Annotated in this window: 10 protein-coding genes; 1 reads left to right on the forward strand and 9 read right to left on the reverse strand. The window is 27.3% G+C overall.

The features are described from left to right. Positions 1–140: 140 nt before the first annotated feature. A complete protein-coding gene (locus QZZ11_RS04720; RefSeq protein ID WP_292474037.1) occupies positions 141–1742 on the reverse strand; it encodes a CTP synthase in 1602 nt (533 codons plus the stop codon). A gap of 302 nt (positions 1743–2044) precedes the next feature. Here QZZ11_RS04720 and QZZ11_RS04725 point away from each other — a divergent pair, with 302 nt between their 5' ends. Continuing rightward, positions 2045–2485, forward strand: a complete 441-nt coding sequence (locus tag QZZ11_RS04725) for a PadR family transcriptional regulator (protein ID WP_292474039.1) — start codon at positions 2045–2047, stop codon at positions 2483–2485. 13 nt (positions 2486–2498) lie between these two features. Here QZZ11_RS04725 and QZZ11_RS04730 read toward each other — a convergent pair whose 3' ends face one another. From QZZ11_RS04730 to QZZ11_RS04765, 8 genes are all read right to left on the reverse strand, one after another. Beyond that, entirely contained in the window at positions 2499–3698 is a 1200-nt protein-coding gene (locus QZZ11_RS04730) for a cofactor-independent phosphoglycerate mutase (RefSeq protein ID WP_292474040.1), read from the reverse strand. Positions 3699–3780: 82 nt separating this feature from the next. Continuing rightward, positions 3781–4548, reverse strand: a complete 768-nt coding sequence (locus tag QZZ11_RS04735; protein WP_292474042.1) for an NADAR domain-containing protein — start codon at positions 4546–4548, stop codon at positions 3781–3783. A 60-nt stretch (positions 4549–4608) separates the two neighbouring features. Further along, a complete protein-coding gene (locus tag QZZ11_RS04740) occupies positions 4609–5640 on the reverse strand; it encodes a homoserine dehydrogenase (RefSeq protein ID WP_292474043.1) in 1032 nt (343 codons plus the stop codon). A gap of 14 nt (positions 5641–5654) precedes the next feature. Further along, positions 5655–6152 (reverse strand): hypothetical protein, encoded by a 498-nt coding sequence (locus QZZ11_RS04745; RefSeq protein WP_292474045.1) that lies wholly within the window; start codon positions 6150–6152, stop codon positions 5655–5657. Beyond that, the gene (gatC, locus tag QZZ11_RS04750) at positions 6140–6355 is read right to left on the reverse strand and encodes an Asp-tRNA(Asn) amidotransferase subunit GatC (protein ID WP_292474046.1); all 216 of its coding nucleotides are present in this window, start codon (positions 6353–6355) and stop codon (positions 6140–6142) included. Before gatC ends, QZZ11_RS04745 begins: the two co-directional genes overlap by 13 nt. A 114-nt stretch (positions 6356–6469) precedes the next feature. Continuing rightward, the gene (locus QZZ11_RS04755; RefSeq protein ID WP_292474048.1) at positions 6470–7906 is read right to left on the reverse strand and encodes an asparagine synthetase B; all 1437 of its coding nucleotides are present in this window, start codon (positions 7904–7906) and stop codon (positions 6470–6472) included. A gap of 53 nt (positions 7907–7959) precedes the next feature. Next, positions 7960–8241 carry a hypothetical protein gene (locus tag QZZ11_RS04760; RefSeq protein ID WP_292474049.1) on the reverse strand — a complete coding sequence of 94 codons (282 nt, stop codon included), beginning with the start codon at positions 8239–8241 and terminating at the stop codon, positions 7960–7962. Positions 8242–8360: 119 nt separating this feature from the next. After that, positions 8361–14312, reverse strand: a complete 5952-nt coding sequence (locus tag QZZ11_RS04765; protein WP_292474051.1) for a glycosyltransferase — start codon at positions 14310–14312, stop codon at positions 8361–8363. Positions 14313–14333 lie beyond the last annotated feature (21 nt).

Raw genomic sequence — 14333 nt, forward strand, 5'->3', positions numbered from 1 at the left:
AAAAAGTTAATTTATTGGGTATTGTTTGACTTTTGACATCAGTATACGTTGCAATGATACAACACATAGTTACTAAAAATATTCCTAAAATTTTAATTAAATATAGATTCATAATATATTTCAAAAAAAGGGAAGAGAGATTAGATATTATTCTTTTTATTATCTTTGGCAGCTTTTATGAAAGATTTAAATATTGGATGTGGAGAATTAGGTCTTGATTTAAATTCAGGATGGAATTGACAACCTAAGAACCATGGATGATTTTCAAGTTCAATCATTTCAACTAAGAAATCATCAGGAGAAGTACCTGAAATTACTGCACCATAATCAGTTAAAACATCACGATATTCATTGTTTACTTCATATCTATGCCTATGTCTTTCTGAAACTTGTTCTTCTTTATAAGCTTCGTATGCTATGGTTCCCTCTTTAATCTTACATGGATATGCACCTAATCTCATAGTTCCACCCATGTTTTTGATTTTCTTTTGTTCTTCCATCATATCTATTACAGGACATGGACAATCTTCATCAAACTCAGTACTGTTTGCATCAGGATGACCATTTAATTGTGCAATAGCTATAGACATTGCATGTAAACCTAAACAAATACCAAATATTGGAATATTATTTTGAATTGCGTATTTTACTGTTTCAATTTTTCCAGTAATACCCCTTTCACCAAATCCACCAGGTATTAAAAGACCATCATATCTAGAAAGTGTATCCAAATTAAAGTCATTATCTGCTTTAATCCAATCAATTTCAACTTGAACTTTATTTGCAGCTCCTGCATGTTTTAAAGCTTCTCTAATACTAATATAAGCATCTTCCAATTCTATGTATTTACCAACAACAGCGATTTTAACTTTAGGAGATTCAATTTTTAAATCTTCTACAATTTGACTCCATTCATATAAATCAGCTTTATCCGGAACGTCAATGCCTAAACGATTTAACACAATTTGACCTACATTTTCAGCATACATGGTTAATGGAACTTCATAGATTGAATGAGCATCAGGTGTATTTATTACTGCTTCTTTAGGTACGTCACAGAAATGTGCTATTTTTTCTTTGAGATGATTGTCAAGCAATAATTCAGATCTACAGACAATCATGTCAGGATTTATACCTAAACCTCTAAGTTCTTTTGTACTGTGTTGTGTTGGTTTAGTTTTAAATTCTTTTGCTGCTTTAAGATAAGGAACATATGTTACGTGTACAAACATACAATTGTCATGTCCTTCCTCATTTTTAAGTTGACGAACTGCTTCGATAAATGGTTGACTTTCTATATCTCCAACTGTCCCACCAACTTCTACCATGACTACTTCTGCTCTTGTCTTTTCTGCAATGTTTCTGATCATTAATTTTATTTCATCAGTAATGTGTGGTATAATCTGTACACAAGAACCTAAATATTCTCCTTTTCTTTCTTTTTCTATTACGGATGAATATACTTTTCCTGTGGTAATATTTGCTTTTCCTGAAAGTTCTGTATCAAGGAATCTTTCGTAATGACCTAAATCCAAGTCACATTCCATTCCATCATCAGTTACATACACTTCTCCATGTTGATATGGATTTAATGTTCCAGAATCCCAATTTAAATATGGATCAATTTTGATTGCTGTTACATTAACTCCATATGATCTTAATATTCTACCTATTGATGCTGAAGTAATTCCTTTTCCAATAGAACTTACAACACCACCAGTTACTACAATATATTTTGACAATTTACCATTCTTCCCTTAAAATGTTATAAAATTATCAATATAATCATCATTTTTTTAAATATAATGATAATTATTATTTTATAATTTGTTTATTTTATAATATAAAATTTTATAAATTCTATAAAATATTAATATAGTTATAATTATATTGTTAATCTTATTTAGAGTTTTCATTTAAAAAAAAATGTATTAAAAAATTTTAAAGTCAGAAACTCCAATTGATTTAATTTTTAAATATTGGTTTTCATGAAAAAAATAGATATCAATAATATATAATAATATCCAATTATATATAATATATTATGAAAGATATAACGAATTCTGAACATATCTCTGATGAATATAAAAAAACGTTGATATTGTTAAAAGAGAAAGAAATTACCTTTAAAGGAGCAAGTAAAGCTTTTTCTACCTTTTTAGTAATGTGGTTTTTATCAAAAAAAGATATGCATGGGTACTTACTAATGAAAAAAATAGACGAATTCTTTACTCCTCAAATTGAATTAGGTTTAATGAAATCAACCAAGGCAAATAAGATATATCCTTTACTAAAAAATATGCAAGAAAAAGGATTAATTGAATCCTATGAAGGAATTCATAAAAAGAAAGAAGTAAAAATTTATAGATTAACTGAAGATGGAAAAAATATTTACAACTTAACTAAAAAGGAATTTTCATATAATAAAAAAAGAAAAATTTGGATAGAATTGTTTAATGATTTAAACTTACAATCAAAAGAATAAAGAAATAATAAAATTATTCTTTACTTATTTTTATCATTTCACTTAATAAAGTATGTCCTATAATTGTATCATACTTACCTTTAGACATATCTTCAGAATAAAATTCCGTATCATCCGGTTCTTTAATATTCGTTGAATATATAGCAAATGGTATTGGAGTCATTGTATGTGTTTTAATATCAATAGGAGTTGGATGATCAGGTAAAACTGCAATAGTATATTCAGAGTCTATATTAGGTAATTCTTTTAATAATTTTTCTAAAATGATACTATCAATATTTTCAATAGCCCTAATTTTTTCTGGTAAATTACCTTCATGACCAGCTTCATCCGGTGCTTCAATATGGATAAATTGTACATCATGTGTTTTTAATGATTCTAATGCATAATCAACCTTGTTCTGATAATTTGTATCAAAATATGCGGTTGCACCAGGAACTTCAATTACATCCAAATTAATATAAGTACTTATACCTTTTAATAAATCTACACCAGTAATTGTTGCTCCACTCATGCCATATTTCTCAGGGAAATTTCCAATAACCGGTTTTGCACCTTGACCCCATAACCATATCATATTTGCAGGTAACTTACCTTCAGATACTCTTTTTTTGTTTACTGGATGATTTTCAAGAACTTTTACTGAGTCTTCCATTAATTTATTAATTAATTGTGATTTTTCGTTATCTGGTTTTAAATTATTATCTTCCACAGGCTGACCTACCACATCATGTGGTGGAGTTGATTTTAATTCTTCCATTGATAAATCTTCAATTACAAACAGGTTTCTGTAACTAACACCTGGATAGAACTTTCCTATGTCACCAAAGTTTTCATTTAAAGCTTTTATAAGTTCTTCAGCTTCCTCTGTAGAAATATGATCTGCTGTAAAATCATTGATTTTTCCATCTTCAACATTTATAAAGTTTAACCTAAATGCTACATCATTATCTCCTAATGATACTCCAACACTAGGTGCTTCTAATGGTCCTCTTCCTTTTAACATTGATGGATCAAAACCCATTATAGAAGTATTTGCTACATCAGACCCTGGAGTCATACCATCTGGAACATTTTTTGCTAAACCTGTATATCCATTTTTAGCAATAAAATCCATATTTGGAGTATTTGCTTCTACTACTGGTGTTTTTCCATTTAATTCATCCAATGGCTCATCGGCCATTCCATCAGCTATAACTATTACATATTTCATATTAATCACAATTTTTTTAATATTTTTTATTATTGATTTAATACTTAATAAAAATTTCTAAATTTTTAGGTTCACTTAAAAATTATGTGTGAACATGTCCACAACTACATCTTTCTTCACTATAAGGATCACCTGACAACTCCCAATCAATATCATCATAATTTTCGTAGACAGGTGTTAAAACATCCCTTAATTCCATTACTGCAAGACCCAATAAATTTTTTCCAACATATCTGCCTTCTTCAGTTTCTTGTACACCCCATTCAAGATTATCACTTTTAAATACTATTATTCTATCCTTTGTCTTGATAACTTCTTTAGTGAAATTAATATCTGTGACAAACTTGTAATAAATAGCATTTAAAAGAACAGTGTACTTTAATTCTTCCCATAAATCTGTAGATTTTTTTCTTAATTCAGATTCTACCAATTCCACTATTTCATTTGCAGAAGAATATGCTTTTGTTCCTATGTGAATATGTCTTGATTCATCATATAGCAAAGTATCAAACATAAATATGACATCGTTTCTTTCATTTATATCAACATCGTATTTTGGTTTAGCATCATCTCTCCATAATTTGATAAATAACGGCTTTGATGAAGATGTCAAGTATTCTTTTACTTCTTCACTAAGAGATTCAGAAGGTGTTATTTCTTTAGTAAATGTAGGAGCTTTTGGAAATATTTTTAAATACTCTTCTTCGTTTTCTACATTTTCTTTGTATTTTAATAAATACTCAGCACCAGTGCCTGATTTCCAAAATGATGATTGTTCAGGAAAAGTAGGATATTTAATCCAAGGTGGTGCAATATATTTTCCATCTCTAACAGTCATAGTTATTACCATAAAATCCCCCAATATTTAAATAAATATTTTTGAAAAAAAAGTGAAGCAGAAAACTAATACTTAGTTTGCATTAGCTTTTCCTATACTGATAATGTCACTAAGAATTGCAGATGCTGTTTCTATTGAACCTGCACCTACACCAACTACAGTTACATCATCAGATAAATCTGTTTTGAAATTAATTACATTTAATGTTCCGTTTACTGCAAACGGTGATCCTTGTTTAACTAACATAGGAGCTACTGTAAGTTTTCCATCTTTTGCTTCAGCAACTAATTTTACAAGGTATCCATCTTTTAATGCTAATTGAACTGCATTAGAGGTAATGTCAGATATTCCATGTAATGAAACATCTTTTAGAGTTACATCCCAGCCCATCAAAGCATTTGCAATAATTACTATTTTACATGCAGCATCTAAACCTTCAACATCTTGGTAAGGATTAGTTTCTGCTATACCTAACTCTTGAGCTTCTTTTAATGTTGGTTCATATTCAGTTCCTTCATTTGCCATACGTGACAATATATAATTTGTTGTACCGTTTAATATTCCTTGAACTGATTCAATTTTATTACCTGCTAATGATTGTCGTGCTGTGTTAATAACAGGCATTGCTCCACCTACAGATGCCTCAAATCTAAATTTAACATTATTTTCCTTTGCTGCATTAATTAATGTTTTAAAATTCAAAGATAATGGACCTTTATTTGAGGTTACTACATCTTTTTTGTCACCCATAGCTTTTAAAATATTAGATTGGGTTGGTTCTCCATCATCTATATTTGTTGGTGTTGCTTCAACTAAACAGTCATATTCAACCAAATCCATTACTTCTAAACCATCAACATCACTTACCCCAAATTCAGGATAATCTTTAATTTTTCCACTTTCTTTCTTGGTATCCAAAGCTAATTGTAAGTCCAAACCATTTGAATTAATAGCTGCTCCAGATCTATCTGCAATTGCAGTAATTTGAAGATCTAAATTATATTTATCAATTAATTCATCATGTTTTTTCAATACAACATTAGCGACTCCTTGACCAACTGCTCCAAAACCAAGAAGACATAATCTCATTTTATTTACGGCCATTGAACTAATCTCCCTTATATCTCTTTAATTAATAATAATTCGTCATTATCGGCAATTTCTTGAATTTTTTGTGTTGAATCTAAACGTTTGTTTGCACTTGTTTCAATGACTATTTTACATACAGATTCTTGAAGATTATTTCCAATATTTAAATCTACACTAGAAATTTTAACATCTTCTAAGTCATCAATTTTATGAACTGTTTCCATGATGTTACTAGTTGGAAGATTACCTAATAATAAGAAAGTTTGTTTTTCTTTTTCTAAAATTCCATCAATTTCAATGATATTTACATCTTGTTGACGTATGAACTCTACTCCTTTTTCAAGTATATCTTTTGAACCATCTAAAGTAAAATGTACTGGTATTTTACCATCAGCCGTTCTATTATCATGTTCATGGATAATAGTGGATACATTTGCACCAAAACTGGATAATGGTTGTAATATACTTACTAATTGTCCAGGAGTGTCTGGTACTTCTATTAATAATTTTAATCTCATTTCGTCCATTTCCCTTTTTCTGCTACTACGCTACCTTGCTTATCTACATGTGCATTTCTTAATATTTTTTCCGGATTTTTTTCTTCCATAACATCTTCTCTTGTTCTATTAAGATTATCTACAATGTAACGTGTTTCTTCTGAATCTGGTATTTTATCTAATACTTCTGAAAATTTGTTTAAAATATTTTCTGCTTCTTTTTCAATTTCCATAATAATAAGCTCCTAAGTATTTATATATTAATAGACATTATTTTGTTTATGTTATTTATTATGTTTATTTTAACTTAAATATCTTTAGAATTTAATATAGTAGTTATTTTAAGTTTAATAGTTTTCTAATAATTTTGTAAATTCTTTTTTCTTCAAAATTTTCTTTTTGATAATTTTATCAATACCTGTTCCATATTGTGCTGCTTTTTTTGGTCTAAATGCAATATATTCAGGAACACCCATTTCATAAGCTACTTCCCTAAGTATATGTTTTCTAATTTTATCTTCATTTGAATGCAACATATATTTTATTGGTGTTTTAACAGCAGTTTCAATAACATTCCTATCAAGAAATGGTACTCTTAATTCTATGGAATTACTCATTGTTGCTTTATCATCCCGTTCAAGATTTACATGATACATATTATTTAAATCATGCGTTAATTCATCAAGTAACTCTGCAGGAGTATCATATTTATTTTTGTATCTGTTATATCCACAGAATAATTCATCTGCACCTTGTCCGGATAATATGACCTTTTGATTGTCTTTACTTGCTAATTGGCTAGTTAATTTAATTGTCATACCAACCCCTATTTTCATCAGATTGGTATCTTCAATCGTGTTTATTGTATCTTCAAGTTGTTTTTCTATTATTTCTTGATTTATAATCCATGTTTTTAGGGGCATGTCTATATCTTTTGCAACTTTTTTCGAAAATTTTAAATCCTGACTATTTTCTGTACCTATTGTATAAAGAGTTGTATTAACATTTAATTTCTTCAATAAAATAGCTATTAAAGTACTGTCAACACCTGCCGAAAATAATAATGCCACATGATCCAAATTTTTAGTTCTTTTCTTAGTTGCTTCTAATAAATTTGTTTTTAATTCATTTTTTAAGTCCTCATAAGGTATTTTTGATTCATATCTTGTAAATTCATCCCTGATTTTTAAAAGTGAATTATTAACTATTGCATATCTGGGATTTAATGACTGAGAATTATTTAAATTAATAGCTTTTAAAGCCTTTGATTCACTTGAAAATGAAAAGGTATTTTCATCAAATGCATAGTGCAATGGTTTAACACCAATTTCATCTCTTACTGCAACATAGTCCTTATTATCATAAACACAAAATGCATAATCCCCATCTAAAAGAGAAATAGTTTTTAAAACTGCTTCTTTTAAGTTATTTCCATAAAACTTCTCAATTAATTTTAGAATGATTTCACAATCAGAATTAGTTTTAAAATTATCTAAATTATAATCCAACAATAATTTTTCATAATTATAAATTTCTGCATTAGCAATTAATACCAGATTACCACTTTTAATAGGTTGAATTTCATTATTCCCTACTATGGATAACAAATTATGAGCTAAAATAAATTCAGATTCATCAATTTTGTCATTGATTTCTTCATTAAAAAACAATTTACCATTTGAATAAATACCAGTAGCATCTGGTCCTCTATGTTTTAAAATATTCAACATTTTAAATAGTCTATTATTAACATTCTGTCCATTAATTCCTATTATAGAACACATGAAAATTTTTCCTTAAATTTAACAAAAAAAGTTTATTTGGGGAGGTTATATTTTTAAATTACTACATAATTAAGTAACATAATCCAGACAGTCATCCACATAAAGTAAAATGGTAGAACACCATTTGTTATCCATGAACTTAAACTTATTTCTTCTCTTCCGTATTTCTTTTCAGCGTACTTTCCAAGTACATATACAATTATAAGTGATATTAATACTCCAAGCATTTCATTTGAAATTGGTAATAATCCTTTTACTGTAAACAAAAATGAAATTATACCTGCAATTATTCCACCTATAATGTGTTCGTAAGACATAATACTAATTGCTTCCATTATATCAACCGTAATTTTTTTCCCTTTGTTTATATTAATATAATATATCTTTAAGATTATTAATAAATCTTATGATTATATGTAATGACATTATGAAAAAGTAATGATGAATAAGTTAACTAATCCAAATCAACATACTTTTCATACAATCTTATATATTCTTCAGTCATTTCTTTCGTTGTTTTAAATTTAATAGAAGGAATTTCATTGATTACTTCTTTGTATTTCTCATAGTTTTTAGAAATTTCAATTATTTTATCATATGCTTTCTTTCCATCATTTTCAATGAAAAATCCTCCACCATTTTTATGTATTCGTTCACCTAACGCACCAATATCCAAACTAATTACAGGAATTCCACAACTCCAACCTTCTGTCAATGTATGACAATAAGTTTCAGGCCAAATTGAAAGTAAACCTATGAAATGAGGTTTAATCTCATGTATCTCTTTACAAAATTCACTTCGCTTATAGTAACCATGATGAATTCCTATTTCATCCAATTTATATTTAGGATTTAAATTTCCCATATAATGGAATTCCAATAAATTATTTTTATCATATTTTTTAATATCCTTAATGAGAGCTGCTCCTTTATTTGCATTAATATGACCGGGGAATACAATTCTAATAGATTCACCATCCTTAAATTCAGGAAGATTAATCACTGAGTTAGGAGTTTGAATATCACGACCATGCTCTATAATACTGAATAGTTTATCCTTTAATTCAGGATAAAATTCAGTGTACAAATCATATGCTGATTGAGAAGTTGTAACAAATGCATCACAATTTTCAAACATTTCTTTAACTTGCTTTCTCCAAGTCTGTACAAATGTTTTTAAAGTTGGAACATTTAATCCAGCAGAAATGTTACATTGTCCGGAATTAGAGTATATCTTTGTACAATGACCTCCACAATATTCCTCTTTATCATCAAGTAAATTATGTGAAGGACAAATATAATAGAAATCATGGAATGACAATACCACAGGAATTCCTAATTTTTTAGCTACATAAGGCATATCAAATGAATGTCTAATCAAATGACGTATATGAACAAGATCGATTTTTAATTCATTCAATACATTGAAATAAATTTTCCTGAATTCACTATTAAATGGATTTTTAATTGTATAATCCGACGTAATTTCCCAACTAGAAATTAAATATAAATGTTGTAAGAATTCATCATCATTATCAGAAGAATTTGAAACATCAATTTTTTGACTAAATTTATATAGTTTAATGGATTCTTTTCCTGCCGTTAAAAGATATGCTTCAACATTTTCAGGTAAATTTTTCATTAAATCTATACTTGTATGTAAAGTTCCACCCGTCCCTTCATGAATCAAATAAAGAATTCTTTTGATATTAAATTTAAATTTTTGAGTACATGTCAATGTTCTACTGATATTATCTCTCAAATTATTAAAATCTAAAGAATTTACTAAATTCAATAGTTCATATTTATATTCAGGATGTTTTTCCTCCAAGATTTCCCTATTTTCTTCAAATAACTTTTCTTTCATAGATGAAAATGAAACGTTGTGTTTATGATAAATGAATGTTGAAAAATCAACAGTATGTAACCAATTCTTTTTCAGTGCACGCATACAGAAATCATTTTCTTCACAATAGCCCATTCCAAATATTTCATCAAAGAATCCCACATCATATATTGCCTCTCTACGAATATACATACAGAATCCATTTCCGGTAGGAACATAGATTTTATCCTTTTTAGATATTTTTTCAATAATATTACTTGTTGCTAATAATCCTAACTCTGAATCTATCTCATTATCTTCATCTTTTTTAGGAACTGAGAATGCTCCTGCATTGTTAGAAATTGGAGTTACAGTAGCAATATTTTTTCTACTATATGCTGTGATTTTCAATTTTTGTAACCATTTAGGAGTTACTTCTGTATCACTGTTTAAAATTACTACATCATTTGAACTTTTCTCAAATCCCAAATTAATATTCTTTACAAAACCCTGATTTACTTTATTTGTTATAACATGAATGTCTGAATAAGATTCATAAGAGGACAATAAGTCTTTTATTCTTTCATCAGTACTACAATCATCAATTAAATATAAATCATATGGAATTGTAGTGTAGTTTAGAATACTTTCAATACATGCTTTTGTTTCTTCGTAAGCATTATAAATTGGTACAATGATTGATGTTTTTTCATCAAATGATTCCAATATTTTATCCACATTTTCTTCATTATATGTTAATGACAATGAATCTGTTGATACATGCAATAAACGTTGGAAATATTGATTTTTGAAGTAAAATTCAGGAGATTCGTCATATACAAAATTATTTTTCCAACAAACATAATTAAAACTTAATTGATCACGCCTACTATAATTATATACTTCACTATACCAATCATTCATTAATTGAATAACATCTTTATCATGATGATTTCTAAATAAAATTCCACTAGCAATTAATCCATTATGTTTAGGATAATTTTGCTGTTTATACCTGTCAATTTGCTTATTGATAATTAAAGGATCATCTTTTTCTAAATGAATACATACATCTGCTTCATCATAAATATCATCCCTAATATCATGTTTTATTGCCAATAATTTCTTATTAACAGAGTATTTATTAATATATTCTTCAATATCTCCAATAATATCAAAGTTTGCATCAATCCAGAAGGAATAATCATATTCTTTCAAATATTTATGAGGCAAAATCTTATAACGTCTGGCTTTCCTAATACCATCTAACTCTGATTCTTCCATTAATCTTATATCCCAACAGTTAGATTTTAAATTAGGATTATCCGTGAAACAGACATAATCAAATTTAGGATTAATTACAGAAGGTGTAACCAATTCGTCATAATTTCCCGTTATCGCTGTATATACAACCATTTTATACCTATTAAAATCTATCTCTTTAGATTTTTTAAGAATTAAATCCTCAAATGAATCCATAGGATGTAATGAAGAATCTATATTTTCCAGTAATTCTTCAGAATTAACTGTTGCTTCATACAATACTGGAATTTCAAAGAAAGATAATAATTTTATAAATATGGACATGTCTTGATTATTGGGATTATAAAATGTATAAAGATATTTGATATACAATAAATCAATTTTTAAGTTCAATAATACGTTAACATATAACTTAATAAATTTATTTTTATCCCATTTAGAATCAATTACCCATTTATTATATAATACAAACCTACTATCTTGTATAACTCCCAATTTAATTTGTTTAGCATCCAATGCTAATACAAAACAATCATATTTTGATTTCATTTTGATGAAATTATCATCCAATATTGGTTTTTGATTAGTTAAACCAGTGACATACAATATTCTTTCAGAATCCTTATTTCCTACAAAATTATATTTTATTCTTCCAACAGAATCTTTTATTTTATGTGAAGATACAAACTCATCCCATAATTTATATAAATCATCATATCTTTCTTCCAACAATTTTTTATTCTCTTGTTTAAGAGTATTGGAATCTTCTTCATTAAAAGATGCATGTCTCCTATGATATACAAATACCGCATCATTTCTTACATTAATCCATCCATTTTTATAAGCTCTGAATGTGAAATCTGTTTCTTCACCATAACCTCTTCCAAAGCTTTCATCAAAATAACCTATATCCTCAATTAATTCTCGTTTAATAAATAAACAAAATCCATTTCCGGTTGGAGCACTTAGATTATTATTGAATGATAATTTATCAATTTGATATGCACTTTTATTTAAATACTTGAAATCTTTTATGCTGCCTAATTCTGGAATGGATATGTCTGATGAATTTGAAAATGGTGTTACAGTTCCAACATCATTAGATAAATAAGCCGAATATACCAAATGAGATAACCAATGAGGTGTTACAATAGTATCACTATTCAATAATACAACATCATTTTCTGAAAGTTTCATTCCAAGATTCACATTTTTAACAAAACCCTGGTTTTCTTCATTTCTTATTATTTTAATATTTTTTATTGATTCTAAGGATGTTAATAATTCATCAATACGTTTATCAGTACTACAATCATTTATCAAAATTAATTCATAATTTATATGTGTATTTCGTAAAACACTAATTATACAATCCCTAGTTTCTTCATAAGCATTATAAATTGGAATAATTATGGAAATTTTATTGTTTAAAGCATTTATGACATTTAAACAGGATTGAATACTGTATCGTGAATCAAATTTTTGTAAATGAGTGTTCAAAGACATGAAACTATCTCTTAATTCTCTTTTTCCACGAATGAGATAATGATACAATGGATTTTGTTTAGATTCGTCAACATCTACATAAATTTCCTTATATTTATTAATTGAAAATGTTCTGTTCGGATCAAAGCCCCAACGAACACCTGTTGTAATAAAATGCATCAATGGATCATTAGTGACATAAAAAGAATGTCCTGCTTGTTCTAAATAATACTCTTCATCGAATAACCCTGAATTATTAATTGTATTATATACATCGATTGTATCCATAACATAATCAATTAATGGAATTTTATCATTTTCTTCTAAATCAGGATGTTCTTTTATATATCGTTTTGTATTGAAAAACCATGAAGGATTATTTTTTTCGGTGAAAGAATTTTTTAAATAATGTTCTAATGGATCTAAAATATCCTTTTCATCAATAGAATTTAAATAGTAATCATCATTAAATAAACCTTTTTCATAAACAAATTTTCTAAATTCTTTATATTCTGAAAAACTTAAATCATGATTTATTTTACGATTTGAATTAAATGCAAATAATACATAATGTATCAATGGATTTTTGAAAGATAACAATACATCAGGATTATTTTTCAAATAATTTTCTTGATCAAAAAATATTGAAGGCCTTTTATTTTCTTTACTTCCAATAGTTATATAATGATCCAAAATATCCATTTTTATTGGATATGAAAACTGTTTCCTATAAAATTCCTCATCAAATAAACCTGTTTCAATTACTTTTTCCCTAAATGTTTTTAATTCAGACAATGTTGAATAAAATTTTACCAACATGTTTTCCGGAGTAGTTGCTTTCCAATAATGAACCAACGGATTTCTATTTTTATATTCTACAAATTTATATTGTTCTTTATAATGATTTGTACTAAATAAAATTGAAGGATCATAACCCAGTTTATAACCAACTCTAAGGTAATGAAGCAATGGATTTTCAATTAAATTAGAATTTTCACATTGATTTAAGTAATACTTATCATCAAACAATTTTTCATCATAAACAAATGCAGAAAAATCATCAAATTCTTCGAAAGTTAAACCATAACTCATAATCCTATCCTGAGCATGCCCATACTGGACATAATGTAATAAGGGATTAATTCCCACTTCTTCAACATCATGATTATAATTAAAATATTCACTAGTGCTAAATAATTTTGATGGATTTTTACCTTTTTTCCATCCGATTTTAAGATAATGATCTATTGGATCGATTATCTTTGATGAACATTGGGATAAATAAAATTCATCATCAAAAAATCCTTGTTCATGAATGTATTTTCTGAAATTTTTATATTTAGATAAATTTAAATTTGCTACAACCTTTCTTTCACTGTTTAACGCCTTTTCAACATAAAACACTAAAGGATTTAAATCAGATTCAGCAATATCCTTGTTGTTTTCCAAGAAACAGTTTGTTTCAAAGAAAATAGATGGATTTTTACCTTCTTTATAACCTTTTGCAAGATAATGTTCTAATGCATGATTTTTGGGAACATCAGAATACACTGTTAAATAATAATCTTGATTAAACAAATTTTCTTTAATTACTTTGTCTTTAAATTTGTTAAATTGAGTATATGATAAATCAAAATTAAACTTCCTATTACTATCCAGACCATAACGAACAAAATGAACCAGAGGATTCATATCAGAACTTGCAACATCAGCATTATACTCCAAATACCTGCCAGTACTAAACAACAAAGAAGGATCCTTACCATCCAACCAACTAAAAGACAAATAATGAGATAAAGGACAAACCAAAGAAGAACAATAACACAAATCCAAATAAAAATCATCAACAAACAA

Source organism: Methanosphaera sp. (assembly GCF_016282985.1).
Taxonomy (GTDB): Archaea; Methanobacteriota; Methanobacteria; order Methanobacteriales; family Methanobacteriaceae; genus Methanosphaera.

Bases quoted from the DNA above. Each gene is read 5' to 3' on its own strand.
- QZZ11_RS04725 (WP_292474039.1), top strand. From the start codon at position 2,045: ATGAAAGATATAACGAATTCTGAACATATCTCTGATGAATATAAAAAA.
- QZZ11_RS04730 (WP_292474040.1), bottom strand. From the start codon at position 3,698: ATGAAATATGTAATAGTTATAGCTGATGGAATGGCCGATGAGCCATTG.
- QZZ11_RS04735 (WP_292474042.1), bottom strand. From the start codon at position 4,548: ATGGTAATAACTATGACTGTTAGAGATGGAAAATATATTGCACCACCT.
- QZZ11_RS04740 (WP_292474043.1), bottom strand. From the start codon at position 5,640: ATGGCCGTAAATAAAATGAGATTATGTCTTCTTGGTTTTGGAGCAGTT.
- QZZ11_RS04745 (WP_292474045.1), bottom strand. From the start codon at position 6,152: ATGGACGAAATGAGATTAAAATTATTAATAGAAGTACCAGACACTCCT.
- gatC (WP_292474046.1), bottom strand. From the start codon at position 6,355: ATGGAAATTGAAAAAGAAGCAGAAAATATTTTAAACAAATTTTCAGAA.
- QZZ11_RS04755 (WP_292474048.1), bottom strand. From the start codon at position 7,906: ATGTGTTCTATAATAGGAATTAATGGACAGAATGTTAATAATAGACTA.
- QZZ11_RS04760 (WP_292474049.1), bottom strand. From the start codon at position 8,241: ATGGAAGCAATTAGTATTATGTCTTACGAACACATTATAGGTGGAATA.